The sequence below is a fragment of the Paenibacillus sp. JT31N11 genome (genome assembly GCF_056269285.1).
In genome coordinates this window covers 286,484-311,699 of record NZ_JBWDNQ010000001.1, presented here as the reverse complement: position 1 = coordinate 311,699, position 25,216 = coordinate 286,484, and the positions used below count along the sequence as shown (strand labels likewise).

Annotated in this window: 24 protein-coding genes; 1 reads left to right on the top strand and 23 read right to left on the bottom strand. The window is 51.7% G+C overall.

Annotated features, from left to right (window positions below; all coding sequences use genetic code 11):
* Positions 1-45: 45 nt before the first annotated feature.
* The 22 genes from AC0YNV_RS01445 to AC0YNV_RS01340 form a co-directional block, all read right to left on the bottom strand.
* Positions 46-1,332 carry a homoserine dehydrogenase gene (locus AC0YNV_RS01445; protein WP_210045662.1) on the bottom strand — a complete coding sequence of 429 codons (1,287 nt, stop codon included), beginning with the start codon at positions 1,330-1,332 and terminating at the stop codon, positions 46-48.
* A 23-nt stretch (positions 1,333-1,355) separates the two neighbouring features.
* Positions 1,356-1,793, bottom strand: coding sequence for an ACT domain-containing protein (locus AC0YNV_RS01440; protein ID WP_475765241.1), 438 nt, complete (start codon positions 1,791-1,793; stop codon positions 1,356-1,358).
* Between the two features lie 358 nt (positions 1,794-2,151).
* On the bottom strand, positions 2,152-3,474 hold the full coding sequence (obgE, locus tag AC0YNV_RS01435; RefSeq protein WP_475765239.1) for a GTPase ObgE: 1,323 nt from the start codon (positions 3,472-3,474) through the stop codon (positions 2,152-2,154).
* 14 nt (positions 3,475-3,488) lie between these two features.
* Positions 3,489-4,226: a Spo0B domain-containing protein gene (locus AC0YNV_RS01430; protein WP_475765237.1), complete on the bottom strand. Its 738-nt coding sequence runs from the start codon at positions 4,224-4,226 to the stop codon at positions 3,489-3,491.
* Between the two features lie 117 nt (positions 4,227-4,343).
* On the bottom strand, positions 4,344-4,658 hold the full coding sequence (gene rpmA / locus AC0YNV_RS01425) for a 50S ribosomal protein L27 (RefSeq protein ID WP_210045658.1): 315 nt from the start codon (positions 4,656-4,658) through the stop codon (positions 4,344-4,346).
* 17 nt (positions 4,659-4,675) lie between these two features.
* On the bottom strand, positions 4,676-5,014 hold the full coding sequence (locus AC0YNV_RS01420) for a ribosomal-processing cysteine protease Prp (RefSeq protein ID WP_475765235.1): 339 nt from the start codon (positions 5,012-5,014) through the stop codon (positions 4,676-4,678).
* A gap of 14 nt (positions 5,015-5,028) precedes the next feature.
* Positions 5,029-5,340, bottom strand: coding sequence for a 50S ribosomal protein L21 (gene rplU, locus AC0YNV_RS01415; protein WP_475765233.1), 312 nt, complete (start codon positions 5,338-5,340; stop codon positions 5,029-5,031).
* A gap of 204 nt (positions 5,341-5,544) precedes the next feature.
* Positions 5,545-6,819, bottom strand: coding sequence for an Rne/Rng family ribonuclease (locus AC0YNV_RS01410; RefSeq protein ID WP_475765231.1), 1,275 nt, complete (start codon positions 6,817-6,819; stop codon positions 5,545-5,547).
* 41 nt (positions 6,820-6,860) lie between these two features.
* Positions 6,861-7,745 carry a site-2 protease family protein gene (locus AC0YNV_RS01405; RefSeq protein WP_475765229.1) on the bottom strand — a complete coding sequence of 295 codons (885 nt, stop codon included), beginning with the start codon at positions 7,743-7,745 and terminating at the stop codon, positions 6,861-6,863.
* Positions 7,738-8,682: a peptidoglycan DD-metalloendopeptidase family protein gene (locus tag AC0YNV_RS01400; RefSeq protein WP_475765227.1), complete on the bottom strand. Its 945-nt coding sequence runs from the start codon at positions 8,680-8,682 to the stop codon at positions 7,738-7,740. Before AC0YNV_RS01400 ends, AC0YNV_RS01405 begins: the two co-directional genes overlap by 8 nt.
* Before the next feature lie 190 nt (positions 8,683-8,872).
* On the bottom strand, positions 8,873-9,664 hold the full coding sequence (gene minD / locus AC0YNV_RS01395) for a septum site-determining protein MinD (RefSeq protein WP_210045652.1): 792 nt from the start codon (positions 9,662-9,664) through the stop codon (positions 8,873-8,875).
* Positions 9,665-9,852: 188 nt separating this feature from the next.
* The gene (locus tag AC0YNV_RS01390; protein ID WP_475765225.1) at positions 9,853-10,512 is read right to left on the bottom strand and encodes a septum site-determining protein MinC; all 660 of its coding nucleotides are present in this window, start codon (positions 10,510-10,512) and stop codon (positions 9,853-9,855) included.
* 62 nt (positions 10,513-10,574) lie between these two features.
* Entirely contained in the window at positions 10,575-11,102 is a 528-nt protein-coding gene (gene mreD, locus AC0YNV_RS01385; RefSeq protein ID WP_475765224.1) for a rod shape-determining protein MreD, read from the bottom strand.
* Positions 11,099-11,980: a rod shape-determining protein MreC gene (gene mreC, locus AC0YNV_RS01380; protein WP_475765222.1), complete on the bottom strand. Its 882-nt coding sequence runs from the start codon at positions 11,978-11,980 to the stop codon at positions 11,099-11,101. The genes mreD and mreC overlap by 4 nt, the downstream gene beginning before the upstream one ends.
* 47 nt (positions 11,981-12,027) lie before the next feature.
* Positions 12,028-13,059, bottom strand: a complete 1,032-nt coding sequence (locus AC0YNV_RS01375) for a rod shape-determining protein (RefSeq protein ID WP_210045649.1) — start codon at positions 13,057-13,059, stop codon at positions 12,028-12,030.
* Positions 13,060-13,102: 43 nt separating this feature from the next.
* Entirely contained in the window at positions 13,103-13,792 is a 690-nt protein-coding gene (gene radC, locus AC0YNV_RS01370; RefSeq protein ID WP_210045648.1) for a RadC family protein, read from the bottom strand.
* Positions 13,793-13,837: 45 nt separating this feature from the next.
* The gene (locus AC0YNV_RS01365) at positions 13,838-14,461 is read right to left on the bottom strand and encodes a Maf family protein (RefSeq protein ID WP_210045647.1); all 624 of its coding nucleotides are present in this window, start codon (positions 14,459-14,461) and stop codon (positions 13,838-13,840) included.
* A gap of 34 nt (positions 14,462-14,495) precedes the next feature.
* Positions 14,496-14,738, bottom strand: a complete 243-nt coding sequence (locus tag AC0YNV_RS01360) for a DUF4321 domain-containing protein (protein ID WP_210045646.1) — start codon at positions 14,736-14,738, stop codon at positions 14,496-14,498.
* Positions 14,739-14,800: 62 nt separating this feature from the next.
* Positions 14,801-16,249 carry an SPOR domain-containing protein gene (locus AC0YNV_RS01355; RefSeq protein WP_475765219.1) on the bottom strand — a complete coding sequence of 483 codons (1,449 nt, stop codon included), beginning with the start codon at positions 16,247-16,249 and terminating at the stop codon, positions 14,801-14,803.
* 1,346 nt (positions 16,250-17,595) lie between these two features.
* On the bottom strand, positions 17,596-18,996 hold the full coding sequence (murC, locus tag AC0YNV_RS01350) for a UDP-N-acetylmuramate--L-alanine ligase (protein WP_475765217.1): 1,401 nt from the start codon (positions 18,994-18,996) through the stop codon (positions 17,596-17,598).
* 7 nt (positions 18,997-19,003) lie between these two features.
* Positions 19,004-20,380: a bifunctional folylpolyglutamate synthase/dihydrofolate synthase gene (locus AC0YNV_RS01345; protein WP_475765215.1), complete on the bottom strand. Its 1,377-nt coding sequence runs from the start codon at positions 20,378-20,380 to the stop codon at positions 19,004-19,006.
* Positions 20,381-20,452: 72 nt separating this feature from the next.
* Entirely contained in the window at positions 20,453-23,113 is a 2,661-nt protein-coding gene (locus AC0YNV_RS01340) for a valine--tRNA ligase (protein WP_475765214.1), read from the bottom strand.
* 97 nt (positions 23,114-23,210) lie between these two features.
* Between AC0YNV_RS01340 and AC0YNV_RS01335 the strand changes: the two genes are divergently transcribed.
* Positions 23,211-23,690, top strand: a complete 480-nt coding sequence (locus tag AC0YNV_RS01335; protein ID WP_475765212.1) for a hypothetical protein — start codon at positions 23,211-23,213, stop codon at positions 23,688-23,690.
* Here the strand turns inward: AC0YNV_RS01335 and AC0YNV_RS01330 are convergent.
* Entirely contained in the window at positions 23,659-25,170 is a 1,512-nt protein-coding gene (locus AC0YNV_RS01330) for a LysM peptidoglycan-binding domain-containing protein (RefSeq protein ID WP_475765210.1), read from the bottom strand. The two genes, AC0YNV_RS01335 and AC0YNV_RS01330, sit on opposite strands and share 32 nt — an antisense overlap.
* Positions 25,171-25,216: the final 46 nt, after the last annotated feature.

The window sequence follows — 25,216 nt, the reverse complement described above, 5'->3', positions numbered from 1 at the left end:
TGCCCCCTGGGCGGCAAAGTTAGTTTCCTTGCTTAAATGCCTGACTCAGCCTTCTACACGGTAAACGCTCCTGATGGTCTTAACCACATCCATACTTTCAAATGATTCCAGCACCTTCAGAACTGCCGCTTTGCTGGCATCATGCGTAATAATGATGATTTCCGCTTCGGGTATGCTTGCATTGGGCTGCTGAAGCACCGATTCCAGACTGACCTCGCATTCTGCAAAGGCTTGCGTGATCTTCGCCAGAACGCCTGCGCGGTCATCGACATGCAGCAGCATAAAATACTTCGATGCTATCTGCTCATCGGTCTTGAGCTTCTTCTGTTTATAGGAGAGCAGCGCCTGTTTGCCGTTGACACCGAGCTTCAAATTCTTGATGACAGCCACCAGATCAGCCACAATCGATGTAGCCGTCGGCAGTTCTCCTGCTCCTGCGCCGTAAAACATGGTTTCGCCGACGGCTTCGCCAAATACATAAACCGCATTAAAGACGCCATTGACCGAAGCAAGCGGATGGGTATGCTTCACCATTGTCGGCTGCACGCTAACGCTGATAAAGTCATCCTGGCTCTCTGCAATTCCAAGCAGCTTCACCACATATCCAAGCCGGCCCGCATATAAAATATCCTCGCGGCTGACCGATGATATTCCCTTCACATCGACATCTTCCAGTGCAATATTCGCACGAAAGCCAAGTGTCGAAAGAATGGTCATTTTGCGGGCTGCATCCAGCCCTTCGACATCCGATGTCGGATCCGCTTCGGCATAGCCGAGCTGCTGGGCTTCAGCCAGCGCTTCCGTATACGCAGTGCCCTCCTGTGTCATTTTGGTCAGGATGAAGTTGGTCGTTCCGTTGACAATCCCCATAATTTTTGTAATCCGGTCAGATGAAAAACCCTCGACGAGCGTGCGGATGATCGGTATGCCTCCGGCGACGCTGGCTTCATAGAGCACATCGCATCCATGCTCCTGCGCTTTGGCCAGAATCTCGGGTCCATGCAGAGCCATCAGATCCTTATTTGCCGTGATGACATGCTTGCCCCTTGCCAATGCTTCGAGAATATAACCTTTGGTCAGTTCAATCCCGCCCATGACCTCGACAATAACGGAAATATCCGGATCATGAATAATATCCCAGGGATCCTCTGTAAGCTTGCCCGGATCAATATTCACCGCGCGGCTCTTGTTCACATTTTGCACCAATATTTTATCAATAACGATCGGCGAACCCACCTGGCTCTGCAAATCCTCCTGATGTCCCTCGACGATCCGAACAACACCCGTTCCAACCGTTCCAAGACCAAGCAGTCCCACTTTTACCGGTTTCATGATTTCTCCTCCATCAACTCGTTCTATCCTTGTCCGATGACCGACGCTTTGCGGACGCCATCCTGTTCAAGAATGGCTGTCATAAGCTCCGTCAGCGTCCCACCCATCTGCGAAGTATCGACAGAAATAACTACATTGGCTAATCCTTGAAGCGGAATGCTCTGGTGAATCGTCAGCACATTGCCCTCCGAGCTTGCAACAAGACCAAGCACTTTGGACAAGACACCGGATCGGTGATCCAAATCCATGGAGATCGTGACGATCCGTTCACGTTCGAGCTGATTCAGCATATGAACGCCATCCTTGTACTTATAGAAGGCGCTTCTGCTCAGCCCGGCACGCTCTGTCGCTTCATGGACAGTAGCGGCCTCGCCGCGCTGGAGCATCTCTTTGACCTGAATCGTTTTGACAATCGCCTCAGGCAAAATGTCCTCTCGGACGATAAAATATCGTTCCGCCATTAACCGTCCTCCTAAGAAAGACAACTGTTCTTCTATAGTGGACATTATATCGAATATCCATCGAAGCGGCAATAGGCAATTCCATGAACACAATATTTCTATTATACCTGATTTGACAGAAGAGGGAAGCCTGAGGCTTAATGCTCCCGTATGCATCTTCTTAAACAAGAAGAAACCGCATTGCCATCCTCAGGGACAAAGCTTCTTCGCCCTAGAAACGTTGGCATAGTATAGACCTGAATTTAAATTTTCTTGTACTTCCAACAAAAATAAGACGGACCCGGCATATTATCCGGGTCCGTCTTATTCCTGTCCCACTTCATTTCTATGCCAAATCAGCCAAGTGCGGGAGAAGCGTTTATTCGTAGAAATAATCGCTGCCCTCGAAGAACTCGAATGAGAAATCCCCGATCCGAACGGTGTCGCCGTCCTTCGCTCCGATTTTACGCAGCTCGGCGTCGACTCCCATTTTCCGCAGAGTGCGGGCGAACCGCATGACGGCATCATGCGTGTTCAAATTGACGCGCCTCATAAATTTCTCGATTGCTGCGCTCTCGACATAGAAGCCTTCGTTTTCCTTGCCGACGGTAAAGGACTCGTCTTCCTGCTGCTCCAGCGTATATACTTTACGCTCTGCTACATCCTTGACCTCTTCGATAAGCGGCATTTCCGGTACAGTTTCAAGCAGATCCGCCGCTTTGTAGAGCAGTTCCTGCACGCCCTGCTTGGTTAGAGAAGACATCGGAACGATCTCGTACTCCATCTCGCCGTCCAGCCCGCTCAACTGTTCCCGGAACAGCTCCAGCTGCTCCTGTGAATCCGGCATGTCCATCTTGTTGGCGGCAATAATTTGAGGACGTTTGGCCAGCAGCGGATTATACAGGGCCAGCTCTTCATTGATCTTGTTCCAGTCCTCGAATGGATCTCTTCCTTCGGATCCGGACATATCGACCACGTGCACAATAACACGCGTCCGCTCCACATGTCTCAGAAAATCATGGCCCAGTCCCACGCCTTCATGAGCTCCCTCAATCAAACCCGGCAGATCCGCCATGACGAAGCTCCTGCCGTCGCCGACTTCGACCACACCAAGATTCGGTGACAGCGTTGTAAAATGGTACGCGCCGATCTTCGGCTTCGCCCCCGAAACGACCGAGAGCAGCGTAGACTTGCCTACACTCGGAAATCCGACCAGTCCAACATCCGCCATTACCTTCAACTCGAGAACGATCCAGCGCTCCTGGCCTTCTTCTCCGTTCTCGGCAAAATCCGGAGCCGGATTGCTTACGGTGGCAAACCGGCAGTTTCCCCGTCCGCCCCGTCCGCCGCGCGCTACAACGACCTGCTGGCCGTGCTGGGTCATATCGGCGATAATTTCCTGGGTATCGTCATTAATAATAATCGTGCCTGGCGGTATCCGGACAATCATGTGCTCGGCATTGGCTCCATGCATGCTTTTTACTTTGCCGCGTTCGCCCTTGTCCGCCTTGAAATGCTTCTGATACCGGAAGTCCATCAGTGTCCGAAGCCCTTCATCCACGCGAAAAATCACATCGGCTCCCCGGCCTCCGTCTCCGCCGGCAGGTCCGCCTTCGGGAACATATTTCTCCCGGCGGTAGGATACGATACCGTTACCGCCGTCCCCGCCTTTTACAAAAATCTTTGCTTTGTCGACAAACATGCCCCAGCCTCCGTTTATTTCACAAGCTCCGCATGGAGCACCAAATTGTCCGGTTCTATATCCGCTCCGGCTGCCCTCAGCGGCGAATCTGTCATCGCCCGCTTACATTTATGCTTCCATTCGTTTGTATCCTTCATTCCGCCGTCATAATGAAACGATGCGGTCATTGTATTCTCGTTCAGCGATAGATCGACCAGCAGCTTAGCCGCATCTCCGGAATCCGGTTTAACCGCGAGCCGGTACGCATCAATAATGTCCTGCATAGTCTGTGCCGCGCGATGACCGTCAACACCCAATTCCATGAAATTAAGGTCACCCTCAATATCAATATCCAGCTCCACCGCATTCGTCAGCGTTCGAAAGGACTGCAGAAAAGTGACAAGCGATGGAACGCCGAGCTTGGCGATCTTGCTCTCAGTCATCATTCGTTCTCTTATTTGCTCCACACATTGAACGGCCTTCTCGGCCTTCTGCATCCTGATATAGCCGTATAAAACCTGCAAATCATTCATCCAGTCATGACGATGATGATTCAAAGTTGTAATTGATAATGTCTGCAGTACATGAATCATCCGGGCTTCCCGTAACGCAAATTCTTTTCGTACACACCATGCCCAGACCGCTCCGGCCGCCACGAACCAAACAACGAAACCCGCTATAAACCAAGGCTCAAACCGCCATTCGAGAACGGCAACGGTTGGGATAATCAATGACGCGGCTGCATAATACTTGTTCCTGTTAAAGCGATTCATGGACCGATCCTACTTTCCTGTTCTCTCCTAGCCATTACCAGTATAGCATATGCTTCCAGGCGCCGCCTAAGGAAAAAAAGGAAGCCCCGGCCTGCGTGCAGACCGGGGCGAGCTTGATTATTGCGCTTCGACTGCCGCAGCTACCGGAGCAGCCTCGACCGAGTATACGCTAACTTTCTTACGTACACGTCCCCAGCGTTCAAACTTCACAACGCCTTCGATTAATGCGAATAATGTGTCATCTTTTCCGATCCCGACATTATTGCCCGGATGGATTTTGGTTCCGCGTTGACGGAACAAGATGCTGCCCGCCGTTACCAATTGACCGTCTGCGCGTTTGGCGCCCAAACGTTTCGATTGGCTGTCACGACCATTTCTTGTGGAACCTACGCCCTTCTTCGATGCGAATAACTGAAGATTCAGTTTCAACATGGTTGTACCCTCCTTTGTTACCGAGTTAGTTGACGAATCTGAACGTACTTTCCGTAAGAGGTTACGATTGTGCTGAGCATAACAATCATCGATTCCAGCAGCAGCTGTACCCTTTGGTTCATAACGGGATCGCTCTGCTCCGGAATATCAGACTGCAGCCACCCATTGTCCATGGAAGCTGGAAGCTCCAGGCCCGCAAGCTCCTCAATCGCGTTGACTGTACCGACCGAAATGGCCGATACCCCGGCGCAAATGATATCTTTGCCTGGATTCTTAAACTTCGCATGTCCTTCAATCGCAAATGATACGATACGTGAATTCTCGGCGGAATGCCGCAAAATAGTGATCGTAATCATCCCTGCGCCCTCACTTAAGCCTTGATCGCGCCAATCGTTACTTTCGTATACGGCTGACGATGACCTTGCTTACGACGGTAGTTTTTCTTCGCCTTGTATTTGTAAACGATAATTTTTTGACCTTTGCCGTGTCTCTCAACTGTAGCTGTAACAGAAGCTCCAGCAACAACGGGAGTTCCGGTTACGAGACCATCTTTATTGGAAACAGCCAGTACGCGGTCGAACGTTACGCTCTCGCCATCACCGGCGTTCAATTTCTCGATGTAAAGAACATCGCCTTCTTGAACCTTGTATTGTTTACCACCCGTTTCAATAATCGCGAACATGTATTGCACCTCCTTAATTTCGAAGACTCGCCTGATGCAGGTGCCTTCCGATTCAATAACCGGCCGGGCTTGTCAACCTGTTCTGTGCGGTAAATGACTGCAGGGGAAAAATCCCACTCCTACAGGCACCATAATATATTATCACAGGATCAGTCACAATAGCAACAATATAATTCCATTCCAGCTATCAAACTGCCGGTTTATTTACTTGCCACCCGATGGCCTGGACATATTCACTCTGCCCCTGCCCTTGCAAACCGGACAGACCTCCAGCAATTGATTCATGACATGGTCGCGCACCTTCTTGCGGGTCAGCTCCAGCAGTCCAAGACGGGTCCAGCCGACAACCTGGCATTTGGTGCGGTCAAGCTTGAGCAAGCTCTCCAGCCGGTGCGCGATCTGTTCACGGTGCGATTCCTGCTCCATATCAATGAAATCAATGATAATAATGCCGCCTACATCACGCAGCCGCAGCAATCTGGCAATCTGCTCGGCCGCTTCCATATTCGTCTGGAACACCGTATCTTCCAAATCGCGCGAACCGACAAATTTACCGGTATTGACATCAATCACGGTAAAAGCCTCCGTTTCGTCCCAGACCAGATCTCCTCCGCTGCTCAGACGGATACGGCGCTCGAATGCCTCCTGCAGCTGATGATTTACCTGATAGCGATTCATGAGCCCCACAGAAGAATGACTGGAGTGGGACTGATCATAGAACCGCAGCCGGGATTGCATGGTAGGCGCCATTTGCCTGATTAAAGCTTCCGTCTCGGTGTAAAATTCCTGATCGTCGATCCAGACCTCGTCCATTTCCACAGTAAGCAGATCTCTCACCAGCCGGTGGGCAAGACCTGCCTCGCGGTGAAGCTCCGCGGGTACCGGAGTATCCTCCGAACGGGCCTCGATCCCCTGCCACAGCTCCCGCAGGAACTGCACATCCGTCTGCAGCGCGTCACTGGCCTCGCCCTCGGCCGCGGTGCGCAGAATAATTCCTTCATCAAAATGGCGGAAACGTTCACCAAATGAACGCAGCCTTGTCCGCTCCTGCTCCATCTTCACTTTTTTGGATACTCCGACATATGCGGCATGAGGCATATACACGAGAAATCTCCCCGGCAGCGAGAAATGTGTGGTTACGCGCGCCCCTTTACCGCCGAGAGGCTCCTTGACAACCTGTACCAGAATCTCCTGACCGACCCGCAGAAGTTGAGCGATCGTCGGCTTCTCCTTCGGCTGTTGATCCAGATGGGGATGAAGCACATCGTCAATATATAGAAATGCGTTCTTGACAAGTCCTATATCCACAAACGCCGCCTGCATGCCTGGAAGGACGTTCACGATTCTTCCTTTAAATATACTCCCGACAAGCTGGCTGTCCATCTCTCTGGTTTCCATATAAAATTCCAATAAACGGCCTTTATCGACGATTGCGATTTGCAGTCTATCCTTTTCACTATGCACTAGCATCAGCTTCATCTTGATTTATCACCTGCCCAGTAGGTGTTCTGGGTTATATTTTACATGAAAAGCTCCAAAACTGCACGGTCTGCCTTTCCCTCTGCCAGGAAACCGTTCACCAGCCGCTGTTCCGGCAGCACCGCGACAATGCTTCCCTGCTCCTCCATGACGACAATCAAGTGGTAGCTGTCGCGTTTAAACAAACGCAAAGCAGAAGCGATTGTATGATGCCTTGAGATAATAATGGGAAGCGCCCAGCTCCCATGCTCAAGTGATCTTGAAGAGGCTACCGCCCGATGTGTCAGAAAGCGGATAAACAAAAAAGGGATATGCCGATAGGCTGTCCAATTCGTCAGCAGCAAAAAAAATCCCACCGCCAGCAAGTTCGCCTGAATCCCGCCGCCCGGATGACGAAATACGGGAACAACCGACACTATTATCATGCAGCTGCTGAGGAGCAGACTAATTCTCGTCCCCCAGACAAGCGTACGATGAAATGGCTGAATTCTGCTCAGGGCTGCCTGCAGCAGCTTGCCTCCGTCAAGGGGCAGGATGGGCAGTAAATTAAAAAGCCCGATCATCATATTCGCCTGCATCACATAAAGGGCCCAATCATGGCTCCACCAGCCTAAGAAACCCATAAACCACGCCAAGCCCCCCATCCAGACATTCTGCAGCGGACCGGCAATTGCGACAATCGCCTCTTCCCTTGCCGGAAGGTTGGCCCCTTCTTCGATTTCAGCAACGCCTCCAAAGGGAAGCAGCTTCACTTCACGGACTGTCCACCCGAAGCCTCTGGCCGTAACGACATGTCCGATTTCATGGACCAGCACGATAGCGAACAAAGTGATAAGCTCTACAAAATAACCCGTTGCAATGGAAGCCAGCATGACAAGCACAAAAAGCGGATGAACCGACCACGCAATCCCGTACAGCTTAATCAAACGGAATGACGTCAGCGGGATCGACGTACCGGCCTTTCTCCTTCACCGCAAAAAATAACAAGCTTTGTTCACCTTCTTTGGCAGCAGGCAGCTCCCCAAGCGACTCCCCGGCTTCCACCCAGTCATTAACAGCCACCTTCACCTGGCCAAGCCGTCCGTAGACCGTCATCCGTCCGTTGGCATGCTGGACAACAATGGTCTTGCCCGTCTCCTTCTCTTCGGATACAAGCAGAACCCGGCCTGTTTCAGCCGTCAGTACCGGAGCCGCGGAGCTGCCGGCAAGCTCGACACCGCTTAAGGTTTCCGCAAAGGAGCGGATAATTACTCCCTTTGGAAGCGGTGCGACGACAGGCAGCGCCACCTCCCCCTCGGCCAGCTGCGACTCTCCTTGATCCCCGCCGTTGAACAGCGGAATAAAGGAAGGCGCACCGGCAAACATCCGATTGTACCAGGTTGCAGCCTGGTTAAAATCGATTTGTTCCGTGAGGGCTGCCGTAACTATTTCCTGTCCCTTCTTCGCTGTAGGAGTCTCCAGATGGAACATGGCGAATACAATAACGAAAAGCGCAGCGGCGATAGCACTCTGAATGAAAAGTCCCTGGACGATGAACGGTTTGCCGGGAGGGCGCTCGCCTCCGGGGGCATCGGGAACCGGCCGGTTCCCGATGCCCTTTTGAGGCGAGCGCTCCCATCCCGTTCTTTCCCATGGATTGGCCTGCGCTTTCCACATTTGCTCAGGATCAAGTCCCTGCTCCGGGATTTGCACAGTGAGCGGAAAGTTCTTCTCTTCGAAAGGCAGCGGCATAACGGGTGATGGCTGATTATCCTTGAAGCTGCGTACCGGTATCATGACAGCTTGTTCCTGTTTCTGCTTTTGCTTCATTATCCGACGGATCCGCTCCTGGCGGCGCTGACGGATACCATTGTTTGTATCCACGGCCAATCCCTCCATCTCATCAAGCTTGTTCGCTTATTTATATGAGAAGACGGGCTTGTTTATGTTGTTGGCAAAACTGGGCAGCGGACACAAATAACCCGTTCAGCTTTGCTGAACGGCTTCCAAGAGAGCCAGGGGGATGAACAATTCACTCCGGTTCAACGGTTAGAGATTGCTCAATCACTTGCAATCAACCTATTCCAAGAAACTTGCGGAAACGCTTTATGACTCCCGACTTTTCCTCAAGCGGCATTAGCGGCACCATGTCGCCTAACATCCGGCGGGCGATATTGCGATAGGCAATAGCAGCACGCGAGGAAGGATCCATGACGGTAGGTTCACCCGCATTGGCCGATCGGATTACGTTCTCGTCGTCCGGAACGATCCCCAGCAAGTCGATTGCGAGCACCTGGCAGATTTCATCGATATCCAGCATTTCACCCGACCGCACCATATTGGCGCGGATCCGGTTAATGATCAGTTTGGAGGGGACCTTGTTTTGTTCAAGAAGTCCAATCACCCTGTCCGCATCCCGGACAGCGGCATTCTCCGGCGTGGTGATGATAATCGCGCGGTCAGCGCCCGAAATGGCATTGCGGAATCCCTGCTCGATCCCTGCAGGACAATCAATCACGACATACTCGAACTCCTTCTTCAGCTCCAATACAATATCTTTTACCTGCTCGGGTGTGATATCGTTCTTGTCCTTGGTCTGAGCAGCCGGCAGCATATAGAGTTCATCGAAACGTTTGTCCTTAACGAGCGCCTGATTCAATCGGCAGCGGCCTTCGGAAACATCGATCAAATCATAAATGATCCGGTTCTCAAGCCCCATCACCACATCCAGATTACGCAGACCGATGTCGGTATCCACCATGCAAACTTTTTTGCCCAATAAAGCCAGCGCCGTCCCTAAATTGGCCGAGGTCGTTGTTTTTCCGACTCCGCCTTTCCCTGATGTAACCACTATCGCTTCTCCCAAGCTTAACACTCCCCCGCTGCAACCATCGAAGCCTCAAACCGATAAGCCAGGCTCCAATTGGCAGTCTAAGTAACGTTGTACCAGAGCATATACTCCGCTAAGACCCAAAACCTGGATAGTATTGGGACTTTTAAAAGCCTGGCGGTATAACAAGATTGTTCTTCGCTTCATGAATAAATCCAATAAACCTATACCTTAAAAACAAATGAATGATTGCGTAAACGATGCAGCTGCGACATCTTGTCAATCTTCATGGCGCCCTCATTCAAATAAGCGAATTCCATCGTTGCATCACCTGTCATCCACTCATCCGGCGGCCGGCTGATCACTTCATTGATACGAAGCTGAGTAGGTCTGAGCAGAGAAGCTGCAATAATAGCATCCGTTTTGCCGCCGGTTCCAGCATGGGCGAGTCCGCGAAGAGCGCCAAGCACATAAATATCCCCTGTGCACAGCAGCGAACCTCCGGGATTCAGATCTCCCATCAGCAGCAAATCGCCATGATGCTCCACGGTTTGCCCGGAGCGGATAATGCCGGTCATGACGCGTATATTGTTGCCCTCATCAATCCTGGGTGCTTCCGGCATATCACTTTCAACCGACTGCACGATAAGATTGCCTTGCTGGCGGATAACGGACCTTATTTGATCCTTCTCCTCCTCGTTCGCCAGGCGGGCACCCAGCTTCACATGAACATGAACGATCGGACCGGTCAGCAGCTGTTGATGCGACTTTTCCAATTTGTACTGCAGTTCTTGAAGTAGCACGGAAAATTCGCAATGGTCGTCAAGAAGAAAAACCAATCCTTCTTTAACGCCTTTGATCGTAATATGCTGCTTATCGGTCACGCTCGTCCCTCCTTCTCTACTTATTACGATTCTTTTTCGGACCTCCCGATTCCTGCCTGGGTTTATTTTTCATCGTCATCTTCTTTATTCTTTTTCAGGCTGCCCTCGAACCACCGCCTTGCAGGCACGTACATGAGCAGGGAAAATAACAGCTGAAGAAAAAGACTCGGCAGAATGTGATCAAAAATCGCCCATTCATAGGACAGGCTGGTTAGTCTGAAGACGCGGTAAATAAAATGGACAACCGTATCATTTATAAAAGTAAACAAACCGATGATGGATAAGGCCATCAGAAGGGTACTTCTTTTATTTTCCAGCAGCAGACCAGACAAGTATCCCACAAGCCCGAACGTAAAGGACTCAACTCCAATAATTCGGCCATAAAAAGCCAGATCCTGCAGCAATCCAAAGGACAAGCCAAGAATAACTGCGGAATGGCGGCCCCGGTACATCGCTGCAAAAAGCACTAAAGCCAGTGTGAAATGAGGAACTACCCGCCCCACTAGACCATCCGGCAGAATCCAGTAAAAAATCGTCCCCTCCGAAATAAAGAAAAGCAGCATCACAAGGATAATCCGTTGTATGCTCATTGCGTTTCTGCTCCGGTATCCGGAATTTTCACCACGAATACTTCCGTCAAATGATTAAAATCCGCTGCAGGCGTAATCGTTGCTGTCTGTGTCAGACCAAAATCCCCTACCTGAACGGAATCCACGGTGCCCACAATCAAACCTCTCGGGAACACATTGGCAAGCCCGGAAGTAATAATTGTATCACCTTTGGCAATAGGATCGTTCTCGGGAATTTTGCTCATCGTCAGCTTGCCCGTATCCTTGCCGTAACTTTCAATCATGCCAAAGGAGTCCTCTTTGTTCAGTGCCGTGACGGGAATTTGCTTCGTACTGGCATCGAGTGAATTCGCATCCAAATCCGTTATCGGCATCACTGAGGAATAAAATGGATCAACCCGGCTTACCAAACCGACGAGACCTTTGGTTGTGACGACAACCATATTTGTTTTAATCCCGTCCTTAGACCCCAGATCAATACGAATGGTCTTGTCATAAGGATCATTACTTGCGGAAACAACTTGTGCAATCAAATATTGATAATTTTTATACAGTTCCTTTTGCCGTTGTGTAAATCCCAATGCCTCAGTCAACCGCTCATTATCTTTTTTAATCTGGTTAAAATTAATGCTGTCCCTGGCATAATTTGCCGCAATTCCGCGGAGAATTTCATTTTCCTTGTATACGTCATGCAGCTTGGATAAATCTTCAAACAAGCCCGCGATATAGCCTGCGGGCCTGTAAAACCATTCCTGTACAAATGCGCTGGAATCGAGGATAAAATTTTCCGGCCAGGTGAGCTTCTTGCGCTCACCGATCGAAAAGCCCATAACGGCTACAAAAATAATAAATATGATCATCAGAACAAACATGCGTCGATTGCGCATCCAATTAAACAATTATTATCACCCGTCCATTCCACTCATCCGTTTTCCCCATCCGGACTTTATCGTTTGGAACGAGAAACCGGGCCGCCCCGCGTTTTGAATAAATCAATATTATCAAGCGCACGTCCAGTTCCTATTGCAACGCAATCAAGCGGATTCTCCGCAACAATAACAGGCATCCCTGTTTCACGGGCCAACAATTTATCGAGGTTGCGCAGCAGCGCTCCTCCCCCGGTCAGTACAATTCCACGATCCATAATATCGGAGGACAGCTCCGGCGGACACTTCTCCAAGGTAACTTTAACCGCTTCAACGATCGAATTCACGGTATCCATAAGCGCTTCCGTGATTTCGCCGGAGGAAATCGGCAATGTTTTGGGCAGTCCGGACACAAGGTCGCGGCCGCGAATTTCTATGGTTTCGGGCTTGTCCATCGGCAGAGCCGAACCGATCTCCATCTTGAGCTGTTCCGCTGTCCGTTCCCCGATCATGAGGTTATACATGCGCTTGATATATTGGATAACTGCTTCATCCATTTCATCGCCGGCAATCCGGATCGAACGGCTTGTTACAATACCTCCAAGGGAAATAACCGCCACTTCGGTCGTACCGCCGCCAATATCGACGACCATGCTGCCAGTAGGCTCCCATACCGGAAGATCGGCCCCGATAGCCGCTGCGAAAGGTTCTTCAATTGTGAAAGCTTCCTTGGCTCCCGCCTGCTCCGTTGCTTCCTTGACAGCCCGCTGTTCCACTGCTGTAATGCCAGATGGCACGCAAACCATGACATTCGGATGGCGCGGAAAAAAAGAACGCTGCTTCTGAGCCTGGCGAATAAAATATTTAATCATTGTAGCTGTTGTTTCAAAGTCAGCGATAACGCCGTCTTTCATCGGACGGATCGCCCGGATGTTGCCCGGTGTGCGGCCGATCATTTTTTTGGCTTGCTCGCCAACAGCTTCAATGGTTTTTGTATCCGTACGAAGAGCTACAACTGAGGGTTCTCTTACGACAATACCTTTTCCTTTTACATATACAAGCGTATTTGCCGTTCCCAGGTCAATCCCTAAATCCTTTGTACCACCAAACATGATAATCTTCCTTTCTCTTCTTAAGGCAATCCCTCATATTATATTACATACAACCTTGCTCCTTCAAACTGATAAACCGATTGTCACCTATTACCAAATGGTCAAGCACATCGATGCCGACCAGTTCGCCCGCCTCCACCAGTCTGCGTGTCAAAGTAATGTCCTCAGGGCTCGGCGTAGGGTCGCCGCTTGGATGGTTATGTAAACATATTATAGATGCGCTGCTGCACTTAATGGCCGCCCGAAAGACTTCACGCGGGTGCACAAGCGACGCATTCAAGGTTCCAACAGAGAGGGTCTCGCGATGGATGACATGGTTTTTGGTATTCAAAAATAAACAGACGAAGTGCTCCTTTTTCAAATACCGGAGTTCCTCCATCATGAAATTAGCCGCATCGGAGGGCTTGCGAATCGTCAGAGTCTCATTCTGCTGGCTGCGCGCAAGGCGCCTGCCCAGTTCAATGCCTGCACGCAGCTGAACGGCCTTGGCCGGTCCAATACCGCGAATGGCCGTGAGTTCATCAATGCTCATGTCAACCAGGCCATACAAGCTGCCGCATTCTTTCAGAATACGCGAAGCGAGCAACACAGCAGATTCACTCTTGGTTCCCGTTCGTAACAAAATAGCCAGTAATTCGGCATGACTTAATGCTTCGGCCCCAACTGTCATCAGGCGTTCTCTTGGTCGGTCTTCGTTAGGGACATCCCTCAGCACATATTGCTGCGCCTCCATGTCCTGTTCCTGCCTTCTTGGATGAATTGACAAATCATGCTTGAATCAAATGACTTCTACGCCAAAAGCAGACAGCATTTCGGACAGCAGGGATAACGGCAAGCCCACGACATTGAAATAGCAGCCGTCCAACCTGTCTACCAGCGTCGCGCCTAGACCTTGTATGGCGTAGCTTCCCGCTTTATCCAGTGGTTCTCCGGTCGCCACATAACGCTTCATCCGGTCCTGATCAAGCGGTTTCATGGCAACCCTGGTCATCCGGTAACGGACAAGCTCCCTCCCTGAGGAAGTCTCCAGGCAGGCGACACCTGTGTAAACATGGTGTTCCCGTCCCTGAAGTCTGGTCAGCATCCTGAGCGCGTCCTGCTCATCGACAGGTTTCCCCAGAACGTCTCCGTCCACTACGACTATCGTATCCGCTCCAATAATAAGAGACCGGTCCGCGTCATGGCCGCCGAGCATGGGAACAGCCGCTCTTGCTTTGCGTAGTGCGAGCTGCTCAACAATACGGGATGGCGACCAATCCGGAGGTGTTTGTTCATCCGCATCGGTCGACAAAATGAGAACCGGCAAGGACAGGTCGAGCGATGCGACCAAATCCCGCCGGCGTGGAGATGATGAAGCCAGCACGAGCTGGCGAACTTGTTTTGTAGGAAGGGATGCATCCATTTGAGTAGCACTCCTATTAATTACTGATGCGTTGTCACATTTTGCGGTACAGCCAGACGGCTGCAACAAGCCCGATGATACTGAGCAGGCTTACCTTTAAGCGGATTGTGAAATCGTAGCTCAGCACAAGTAAATCTGCAGCTGGCGACCACTTAACTTCGGAGGTTTTGGTTAGAAACGATAGTCCAGAGACGGGAGTAAGCCAGCGCGCCACCAAAGTGCCCGCCAGTAAACCGATTAAGATGAATAACAGCAGAATCCATCCATTTTTCTTCATCTTCCATCGTCCCTCGCCATTTTTTGACACGTTTGCTCTATTATACGCTCCAGCGAAACGCTTTACAATCCATCGATAGCAGCAAACCAGGCTTTTTGGGCAAACACCGCTTCCATGAGCGCGTTTTGCATTGACCACAGATGCGCATCAGAAGGCTTCTTTGCATATTCGCCAGCTGCAGCGGAGGCCGCGTTCACCTGCTGAATAACCTTGAGCAGCGCTGTTTTTTGCTGTGCATCTGTCACACCCTTCTCTACAAGCGAAGCTGATTTTACCCACTGCTGATGAAGCTCGCTCCAACTGCTCGCCTCACCCGTGGAGGCATCATTAAGCTTTTCTAATGTGCTCTCATCCATTTGACGAATAAGCTCGCCCGTTTGTTTGAAAAAACTTTCAATTTCTGCAGGCTTCCCGGTATAGGGTATGGAGGAGAGTGCGGGTACATCGATTTGTTTGATATAAACTTCCATTCCGGTTAACGTTTGGCCAAGCGCAAGCGCCTCGTTTCGATCCGCAGCCATACCCACATAAACCCGATAGTCTTCACCATCCGCATAAGAGGCAGCCGCCAACCCTTTTGCCGTCAGCTCCTGAACTGCCGCATCCAATCCTTCTTGATTGCTGAAAACTCCATACTGCAGCATGTAATAGGAACTTTCAGGTATATCGACATTGATATTGGATGATCCAGCCGCTGCCCCGCTCTGATTTCCAGAAGCGCTGCTGCTCCCATTTGAATTAACCGCCGCGACTTGACTGTCCTTATTATCTGCGGCGTTCGCGCCCGCACCAACCTCAACAGTCGGCACAGTCGCTCCGGCCCCAGGATCCTCCGTCGACGGCGGACCTCCCGCAAAAAGGGCCAATATAAAATAACCGAACAATCCTCCGGTCACAACCGCTCCGGTCACGGATGCAAATACCTTGTACCAGGATGGATTCCGGCCATGGCGGTAATTTGCAGCCGTCTTGAACGAGCTGAGGTTGCCCTGTGAACCTGAAGGATTCCTTTCGTGCTCGTCCAGATCCGCAAGATCAATTTCAGGCTGATGCTCTTGAATTGTTTTCGGTCTCCCGTTGAACGGCTCCTCCGCTGCCGGCATATGATACAGACTATCGTGAGCGTCATAGACGGGAGTTGATGCCATATAGGCATCCTCCCAGGACGAAAGCTTCGCTTCTAAAGGTTTCACTGTTTGTGGCGGGTCAGCATGGGCGGGCTCGGCAGGTTTTACTGTATTCCTGGAGTCCTGAGGCGTGGCTGAAGGCTGAGATGCTCCCTTGACCGTTTGACGATCCGTCTCGCGAATCAACTGCTCCAACGCATGCGCATCATTTTGGAACGGGCTGTTCCATGTTCCCTTATCGGATGAAAATTGAAGTTCTTCCTGAAAAATCGGCACGACATTGGACTTGTTCGGGCGTTCCTGCAAATCCGGATCCGGCATTCGCTGCTCACGAGCTCCGTTTTGCTTGTCAAAACGGTACGTAATGCGTGCTTTTGAATTCATATCACTCTCTCCTTGTCCGCATTCTCTAGTACGCTTCCTGTGGTACTTAGGCAAATATCTTTGTGAATCCTGTCCCTCTTCTCAGCAATGTCTTTGTGTTCCTTCTCCCTCTTCTCTAGTAATAGTGTATGAAGAGATTAAGAGACTTATGACAAGTGCCCCTCCCTAAATCCCTCCTGAGGAGGGACCCCAAGGGTCTTCCGACCCTCTGGACACCCGGAATTGACTAACGGGGGCGTTATAGAGAATCGCTAGTATGCCGCTGACTGCTATGATCGTTTTCGTCCCTCTCGGGACACACTTCCATGTAGCGCTCCCGAGTCGCCTGTGGACTTTCGTCCCTGAATAACGAACGCAGCTGCAGGGACGCTCTTATGTTACAGCAAGCAGGGATCGTTTTCGCCCCTCCCCGGGACACACTTCCATGATGCGTTCCCAAGCCGCTGATGGACTTCGCCCCTGATAAGATTTGGTTCATATTGATGAGGAATTTACCTTGGTATAATTGAATTGTAATTATCTCGAATTCTTAAATCGGGGATTAAAATAAGATTGGAAGAATGTAATCGTAAATGGAGTAAATGAGTCTGTGATTCTCAAACGTTATTCCAGTCCCGAAGGGACATCTGGTGCCCCAAGCGCAGAAGAAGTAGGAGTGGGTCCCGTCAGGGACGAAAAACGAGGCCACCTCGCAGCAGCTAATCCGCTTCGCCGCTCCGCCAACGTTATCCCACCCGGGTGTCCAGAGGGTCGGGACCCTTTGGGGTCCCCCTCCGGGGGACTTAGGGGGCCATCAGCAGTAAAAGTAGGAGTGGGTCCCGTCAGGGACGAAAAACGAGGCCACCTCGCAGCAGCTAACCCGCTTCGCCGCCCCGCCAACGTTACCCCACCGGGTGTCCAGAGGGCCGGAACCCTTTGGGGTCCCCCTCTGGGGGATTTAGGGGGCCATCAGCAGTAAAAGCAGGAGTGGGTCCCGTCAGGGACGAAAAACGAGGCCACCTCGCAGCAGCTAATCCGCTTCGCCGCTCCGCCAACGTTATCCCACCCGGGTGTCCAGAGGGCCGGGACCCTTTGGGGTCCCCCTCCGGGGGACTTAGGGGGCCATCAGCAGTAAAAGTAGGAGTGGGTCCCGTCAGGGACGAAAAACGAGGCCACCTCGCAGCAGCTAATCCGCTTCGCCGCCCCGCCAACGTTACCCCACCGGGTATCCAGAGGGCCGGAACCCTTTGGGGTCCCCCTCTGGGGGATTTAGGGGGCATCCCCAAATAAAAATAGCCCTCTGGCAGCATCCGAAATTGAATCGGATGTCCAGAGGGCCAAGAGGCACTTGTCGTCCCACAGAGGACTTAGGGATGCCTTGATCGAAGCAGTCTTGCGAGTCCATCGGCAACCTTCCAAATGTCTCCGGCACCCATAGTAATGACAAGGTCACCTGGTGACACTCTTTCGGACAGCTCGGCAAGCACCTCTTCTTTAGTTGGCAGATAGGCGGTGTTCGCATTGCTGTTTTTGACGATGAGCTCGACCAATTTTTTAGAATGAACGCCTTCGATCTGCAATTCGCCGGCAGGAGAGTAGATGTCTGTAATAATGACCTCATCCGCCTCCAGGAAAGCCCTGCTGAATTGCTCGAACAGAAAGAAGGTCCTCGTGTAGCGCTGCGGCTGGAATACGGCGATAATTCGCTTTCCAGTTGATTTTGCCGCACTGATGGTCGCCTGGATCTCAGTGGGATGATGGGCGTAATCATCAATAACGAGAATGTCATTAACTTCGCCGAGAACCTGAAAACGGCGTTTGGCTCCGCGAAAATCGACGATAGCCGCGGCTATTGCGTCGAAAGGCACGCCTGCCTCCAGACAAGTAATGATAGTTGCCATCGCGTTGTAGACATTATGCCGCCCCGGAACGGACAGGTTGATGCTGCCCAGCTTATTGCCATGCTTCGTCAACTCGAAGGAGGCTTTACGGTCGCCGAGTTCAATATTCGCTGCTGTGTATACGGCGTCGTCTCTTTCGATCGCATATGTGATGATCCCGGATCCGCCAAGCGGACCGGCTTCCAGATTCGGCAGCATATCCAGGAGGTTTTCATCGTCAATGCAAATAATCGCTTTCCCGTCTTCCTTAACCTGGCTTAAGAACTGCACATAAGCGGCCTTCAGCTTGGTGAAATCGCCGTCGTAGTTCTCCAAATGGTCAGGCTCAACGTTGGTCACAATAGCAATCGCAGGATGATATTGCAGGAAGGAGCCGTCGCTCTCATCGGCCTCCGCCACTACAAACTCTCCCTTTCCGGCTTTTGCATTGGTGCCTACATTAATGATCTCTCCCCCGATAATATAGGTGGGATCAAGTCCGCATGTTTCCATAACAAGTGCGATCATCGATGAAGTCGTCGTTTTGCCATGAGCGCCCGCAACTGCGACGCCTTTGCCGTTATTCATCAGTCTCGCCAGCATTTGTGCGCGATGCAGGATCGGAATGTTCAAATCCTCTGCTTCTTTGCGCTCCACATTGTCGCGGGACAAAGCGGTAGAGTAAACAACAAGGTCCGCGCCTCTCACATGCTCCCGCTCATGGCCAATATAGATATGCGCTCCATTAGCCGCAAGCTTCTCGGTGAGTTCCTGCCCTGCGACGTCGGAACCTGACACCTTGTACCCCATTTCCAGCATGACCCGAGCGATAGCGCTCATACCATAACCGCCGATACCGATGAAATGAACGTGTTCTGCCGTATTCAAAGACGGTTCACCAACCTTTTTCAGAATCCATATTGTAGAGCAATTGAGAGCGGACGTCTGCAATCAAATAGAGCGTTCCGGTTACAACCGCCAAATCGGCTTCACCGGTCAACTTCTGAAGCCGCGCGAGCGCCTGCTTCCAATTCGGTTCCACGATGAGCTCGAAAGGGCGGCCGATTTTCTCCCTCATCTCCCGAACGATATCTGCCAATGCTTCGGCCGACATCGCCTTGCGAAAATCAGGCTCAGTTACCACGAGCGTATCCACTAGAGGTAGTATATGCCGTATTGTGTCAGGATGATTCTTGTTCGCCAGCATCCCGATCATAAGATGAAGACGGTTATACGTATACGTATTGCGGAGTGCGTCCGCGAGCGTTTCTGCGCCCTCGGGATTGTGCGCGCCGTCAACCAGAAGTCGGGGAGATTGGAGCAGCATCTCCAGCCGTCCGGGCCAGGCTGCCTTGCGCAATCCCTGCCGGAGATCTTCATCATCCATAACAAGCGCATAGTATTGACGCATAACCTCCAGCGCCATGACAGCTACCGCAGCGTTGGCGCGTTGATGCGCACCATTCAACGTAATCGTCAAATCGTCAATGGAGCGGAACAACCCGTTGAAACGAAAATGCTGCTCGTCTTCCTTCACATTGAGTGTGGTTTCACTGAATTTCTCACCGAGCAGATACAAGGTGCTGTTTGCAGCCTTGGCCCTGGAAGCGATGATTTCGATGACCTCCGGCTGACTGACGGCGCTTATTACTGGAACTCCGGGCTTGATAATCCCTGCTTTCTCCCGGGCGACATCTTCAATCGTATCACCCAGAATATCCATATGATCATGTCCCACATTCGTGATGATAGAGACGATGGGATTGACAATATTCGTTACATCAAGCCTTCCCCCAAGCCCCGTCTCCCAAACCACGAAATCCGGATAAGCCACAGTCGCATAATACAGTATAGCCAATGCCGTTGAAACCTCGAACATTGAGGGCGATCCAAGCTCCGATTCCGCAATCTCCTCGACATGCGGCTTAAGCCTATTGGACAGCATCAGCAGCGTTTCCTCCGGGATATCGACACCGTTATATTGAAACCGGTTGGTGAATTTGGTGATGAAAGGAGACGTGTAGGTCCCCACATCATAACCGGAGTGAATCAGCACGCTGGTAAGGTAAGCACAGACGGAGCCCTTGCCGTTCGTACCGGCAACATGAATAAACTTCAAGCGGCGCTCTGGATGGCCGAAGCGTTCCATCAACAGCTCGATGCGTTCCATTCCCGGCCGAATGCCGAACGCAACTAATCCTTCTATCCAATCCCGTGCTTCCTGATAAGTTGCAAGCCCGCCGTCAGCGGACTTAAGAAGCTGATCTGTCATAAAAGTTTTTCCTTCTTCCTCATATTAACCTAAGCAATTGCTCGCAGGCTGCTATAGCAGCGTTAACGATCGCTATCCGCGCAGCTCCGCGAGTCTTGCTTTCACTTTTTCCCGTTTATCCGCATAATCGGCCATTTTGGCCCGTTCTTCATCAATGACCTTGGCAGGCGCTTTGGCTACGAAGCCTTCATTGCCCAGTTTCTTCTCGACCCTTTCAACTTCGCCGGTCAAATTCTGAATTTCCTTCTCCAAACGTACAATCTCCTGGTCGATATCAATCAGCCCGGCCAGCGGCAAATACAGCTCCGCTCCGGTAATAACCGCCGTCATTGCTTTATCCGGCGCCTCCTGGGAAAGACTGATTTCAAGCAAGGATGTCCCGCAGAAACGGCTGACGAATTCTTCGTTGCGGCTGAGAATGCCCGCTTCCGCTTCACCGGATGGCTTGATGAGCAGCTCGACTTTCTTGCTCATTGGCACATTGACCTCTGCGCGAATATTGCGGACCGATCGGATAATCTCCATCAGAAGCTCCATCTCGCGAACGGCATCAGGCGCTTCCAGCGCCGAATCATATGCCGGCCAGGCAGCCAGCGTGATCGTCTCGCCTTCATGGGGCAGATGCTGCCATATTTCTTCACTGATGAAAGGCATGAACGGGTGAATCAGCCGCTGCGTCCGGTCAAGCACATATGCAAGAACGGACTGCGTGGCCCGCTTCGCTTCCGGATCGCTGCCGTACAGGTTCAGCTTCGCAAACTCAATGTACCAATCGCATAAGTCGTCCCAGATGAAATTCGTCAGCAATCTGCCGGTTTCACCGAACTCATAGCTATCTATAAGACGTGTAACATCGCGTGAGGTTTCATTTAACCGGTGCAGAATCCAGCGCTCTGCTGTTCCGAGCTTCCCGCTGATATCGATATCTGAAGCCGTTACCCCTTCCAGATTCATCAGCGCAAAACGGGACGCGTTCCAGATCTTGTTCGCGAAATTACGCGCCTGTTCCACTCTCTCCCAGCGAAAACGCAAATCCTGGCCAGGCGTACTGCTTGTCGAGATCATGAAGCGCATCGCGTCAGCGCCGTATTTCTCGATCACTTCAAGCGGATCGACGCCGTTGCCCTTGGATTTGGACATCTTGCTGCCATTCTCATCGCGAACAAGCCCATGCATCAAAACATCCTTGAACGGTTTCTGGTCCGTGAATTCCAGGGCGGTAAAGATCATGCGGGCGACCCAGAAATAAATAATATCATAACCGGTCACCAGTACGTCGGTTGGATAGAAACGCTTAAGATCCTCAGTCTGCTCCGGCCAGCCAAGCGTCGAGAACGGCCATAATGCCGAGCTGAACCAGGTGTCCAGCACATCCTCATCCTGCCTCAGCGAGGAGCCACCGCATTTGTCGCAAACTTTAATATCTTCTCTTGCAACAAGCAGTTCTCCGCAATCCTCACAATACCACGCCGGTATGCGGTGCCCCCACCACAATTGGCGGGATATGCACCAGTCACGGACATTTTCGATCCACTGCAGATAAATTTTCTCAAACCGGTCAGGAACAAAACGGACACCGCTGCCCGCACGCTGAGCCTCAATCGCCGCCTGTGCAAGGGGTTTCATCGATACGAACCATTGCGTGGACAAATAAGGCTCGATAACGGCGCCGCTGCGCTCGCTGTGCCCTACCTGATGGACATGATCCTCAATTTTAATGCAGACGCCTTGCGCCTGAAGATCAGCCACAATGCGCTTGCGGCATTCCGCACGGTCCATTCCCTTGTAGGGGCCTGCCTCGTCGTTCATCACGCCGCTCTCATCCATGACAACAATTTGCGGGAGCTCGTGGCGCAGGCCGACCTCAAAGTCATTCGGATCATGGGCAGGCGTTATTTTGACCGCGCCGGAACCGAAATCCTTCTCTACATATTCATCAGCGATAATCGGGATTTCCCTGCCGATAATCGGCAGAACGATCACCTGCCCAATCAAATGCTTGTAGCGGTCATCCTCGGGATGAACAGCAACAGCGGTATCGCCAAGCATCGTCTCCGGACGGGTTGTAGCAACGGTCAGGAAGCCGCCCTTATCCTTCAGCGGATATTGCAAATGGTAGAGATGCCCGTTCACTTCTTTATATTCAACCTCAATATCCGAAAGCGCTGTACGCGCGGCGGGATCCCAGTTAATGATCTTTTTGCCGCGGTAGATCAGCTTCTTTTCATACAGTCTTACGAATACCTCGCGCACAGCTCGTGAAAGTCCTTCATCAAGCGTAAAGCGTTCGCGCGAATAATCCAGCGAAAATCCCATTTTGCCCCACTGCTCATGAATGGTCTGTGCGTATAATTCCTTCCACTCCCAGACCTTCTCCAAAAATTTCTCGCGCCCGAGATCGTATCGGGATACACCATCCTCGCGCAGCTTCTGCTCCACTTTGGTTTGTGTCGCAATCCCGGCATGGTCGCTGCCCGGCAGCCAGAGCGCGTCAAAGCCCTGCATCCGTTTCGTGCGGATCATAATGTCCTGAAGCGTAAAATCAAGTGCATGCCCGATATGCAGCATCCCCGTTACATTGGGCGGCGGGATAACAATGGTATACGTCGGAGCATCAGGACGCTTGCCGGCTTCAAAATATTTTCCCTGCATCCAATATTCGTACCACTTGGCTTCCGAGGCCTTCGGATCATACGTCGTCGGCATCTCTGTCGTCATTTGTTTTTCAGACATGGCTACTTACCTCCATTATGTTTGCAAACCGAAACTTGAGTAACGGCCTGAAGGCCGCTGCTCCGGTTGTGAATATGAATATGGTGAAACATTGTAAATGGAAAAGAAAGGAGCAATTATTTTCCAAATAAAAATAAACCTTCCGCCCCTTTATTGCAAAGGACGAAAGGTTATGCTTCCGCGGTACCACCTTTGTTTCGACCAGCGGTTTCCCCCTGATGCGACACCTCGAACAGATAACGGCTGCGACCGGCTGGAACTAACGGACGAATCCGCTCATCCAAGCAACTCAGGGGCGACCAGTTGCAGCAAACATCCTGCAGAACCTCACAGCCATCCGGTTCCGCTCTCTGAAGGCATTGATGCCACTCTTCCCCTTCAATGTTATTATTACTTAAAAGTATTGCCTTATTTTTTCTATCATACACGTTATGATTTGCACTCGTCAATCCTAAAGCGGGATACGGGCGGCCCATTATGGGGTGTTCACAGCAAAAAATCCCTCTGGAGCGGATTGCCGCTGCAAAGGGATTCATGGTTTGAAGCTATGGAATATATAAAACCTGGCCTTCATTGATGCTGTGGTCGGACAAACGGTTATAGAGAGCGATTTCGCGGGGCTGCATTTGATAGCGGCTCGCTATCGTCTCCAGAGTTTCTTCGCGCTGTACGATACACATGCGCAATCTGCGGAACGATTGATCGTCCGCGCTTCTTCCGAAGAACAGATTCTTCCATTCGATCTCATCGCCGTTTGGCTGACTTGCCGCTTCCGCCGCCTTTTGCGCATCCTGCTTCGCAACCGCTCTTGCTTCCTGCTCCCTCAGGCTGGACTGCAAAAGAGAACGAAAACCGACATTGCCTGCTGGCTGTCCGGACGCTTCATCAGAAGGCTTGATCCCCAAAGCAACGCGCATTTCCTTGGGAGCAGGTTCAGGTTCCGCCGCGACGGGATCAATCTGGAGTGGCTGAGCGCCCAATGGGCTGTCCGCTGCTAAAACAGACGGATCAGGAGGCTGCTCTTCGGCTGTCGGGTGGAATGTTGAAAACTGCTGGTCGGTACGCTGTGGTTCCCGATTAGAACCCTCAGGCTCTTCCGCTTCCAGCTCGGAGAGATTAAGTATTTCCTCTTCCTCTTCAAGCTGCTGCTGTCTGAGCGCCTCTAGCCTGTAGGCTTCCCATTCGGCAGCTTCGCGGCGGGCGTCTTCCCGCTCTTCTTCGAGAGCCCTCTCCCGTTCTTCCTCCTCCAGTTGGGCAGCGCGCAGTGCAGCCGCTTCCCGCTCGGCCTCCGCTTGACGCAGCGCCTGGAAGGCTAATGCTTCCCGCTGCTCGGCTTCCAGTCGGCGCTGTTCCCTGGCGGCTTCCTCTGTTTCACGCTGAAGCTGTTCCCGTAGAGCGGCTTCGCGGTTCGCGGCCTCCCGCTCGGCGATCTCGCGGTTTGCCGGTTCCCTGAATCCTTGCGTAACAGGAGCTGCCCAGCCGTCGAAGCCAGCTGGCGCCTCCTGTACTCGTGGTGGTGAAGGCTGTGATACGGGAGCGCCCCAGCCGTCGAAACCCGCTGGCGGCTCCTGCACTCCCGGTGGCGAAGGCTGTGATACGGGAGCGCCCCATGAAGGCAGCTGTTCTTCATCTTCCCTTTTATGAACGACAGTAAAGGGTTCCTCACGCCATTCTTCCTGCTCCTGCTTCTGCTCGATTTCAATGCCAAGCAGGGACAATACGCCTGTTACATTGAGCGTTCTGGCGGATAACAGATCGACATCGAAGTTATCAATCTCCACCGCGATGTCATCGAGTCTGTTAATGCGGTTCATAGGAAGCGTGATTTCCACTGGAATCAAATGCTCCAGCGCTTGATCTCCCTCAAGCCCGTCAGGCGCCCGATATACTCCTGACAGCAGCAGATGCCCCTTTAGCAGCACTTGTTCACCCTGCTGAACAATCTGGATACGGGGAACAAGCTCGATCTCTTCGAGCTCGTCTATTGCAGCCACATCATCCGGCAAATGAACACGTTCGTAAACGTCAAAGCGTAAACCGCTCGATGGATTGGACACGCTAGTCGTCCTCCTTTCCCCTCTCATAGCTTGGTTATAGCTATCT

What these genes read in the sequence shown, in the direction of transcription:
- AC0YNV_RS01420 (WP_475765235.1), bottom strand. Translation starts at nt 5,014, where the DNA reads ATGATTACGATCACTATTTTGCGGCATTCCGCCGAGAATTCACGTATC.
- AC0YNV_RS01445 (WP_210045662.1), bottom strand. Translation starts at nt 1,332, where the DNA reads ATGAAACCGGTAAAAGTGGGACTGCTTGGTCTTGGAACGGTTGGAACG.
- mreD (WP_475765224.1), bottom strand. Translation starts at nt 11,102, where the DNA reads ATGAGCATACAACGGATTATCCTTGTGATGCTGCTTTTCTTTATTTCG.
- AC0YNV_RS01375 (WP_210045649.1), bottom strand. Translation starts at nt 13,059, where the DNA reads ATGTTTGGTGGTACAAAGGATTTAGGGATTGACCTGGGAACGGCAAAT.
- AC0YNV_RS01360 (WP_210045646.1), bottom strand. Translation starts at nt 14,738, where the DNA reads ATGAAGAAAAATGGATGGATTCTGCTGTTATTCATCTTAATCGGTTTA.
- AC0YNV_RS01345 (WP_475765215.1), bottom strand. Translation starts at nt 20,380, where the DNA reads ATGACAGATCAGCTTCTTAAGTCCGCTGACGGCGGGCTTGCAACTTAT.
- AC0YNV_RS01410 (WP_475765231.1), bottom strand. Translation starts at nt 6,819, where the DNA reads ATGAAGCTGATGCTAGTGCATAGTGAAAAGGATAGACTGCAAATCGCA.
- AC0YNV_RS01430 (WP_475765237.1), bottom strand. Translation starts at nt 4,226, where the DNA reads ATGAATCGCTTTAACAGGAACAAGTATTATGCAGCCGCGTCATTGATT.
- AC0YNV_RS01365 (WP_210045647.1), bottom strand. Translation starts at nt 14,461, where the DNA reads ATGGATGCATCCCTTCCTACAAAACAAGTTCGCCAGCTCGTGCTGGCT.
- rplU (WP_475765233.1), bottom strand. Translation starts at nt 5,340, where the DNA reads ATGTTCGCGATTATTGAAACGGGTGGTAAACAATACAAGGTTCAAGAA.
- AC0YNV_RS01440 (WP_475765241.1), bottom strand. Translation starts at nt 1,793, where the DNA reads ATGGCGGAACGATATTTTATCGTCCGAGAGGACATTTTGCCTGAGGCG.
- AC0YNV_RS01335 (WP_475765212.1), top strand. Translation starts at nt 23,211, where the DNA reads ATGGAAAAGAAAGGAGCAATTATTTTCCAAATAAAAATAAACCTTCCG.
- rpmA (WP_210045658.1), bottom strand. Translation starts at nt 4,658, where the DNA reads ATGTTGAAACTGAATCTTCAGTTATTCGCATCGAAGAAGGGCGTAGGT.
- AC0YNV_RS01355 (WP_475765219.1), bottom strand. Translation starts at nt 16,249, where the DNA reads ATGAATTCAAAAGCACGCATTACGTACCGTTTTGACAAGCAAAACGGA.
- obgE (WP_475765239.1), bottom strand. Translation starts at nt 3,474, where the DNA reads ATGTTTGTCGACAAAGCAAAGATTTTTGTAAAAGGCGGGGACGGCGGT.
- AC0YNV_RS01340 (WP_475765214.1), bottom strand. Translation starts at nt 23,113, where the DNA reads ATGTCTGAAAAACAAATGACGACAGAGATGCCGACGACGTATGATCCG.
- radC (WP_210045648.1), bottom strand. Translation starts at nt 13,792, where the DNA reads ATGGAGGCGCAGCAATATGTGCTGAGGGATGTCCCTAACGAAGACCGA.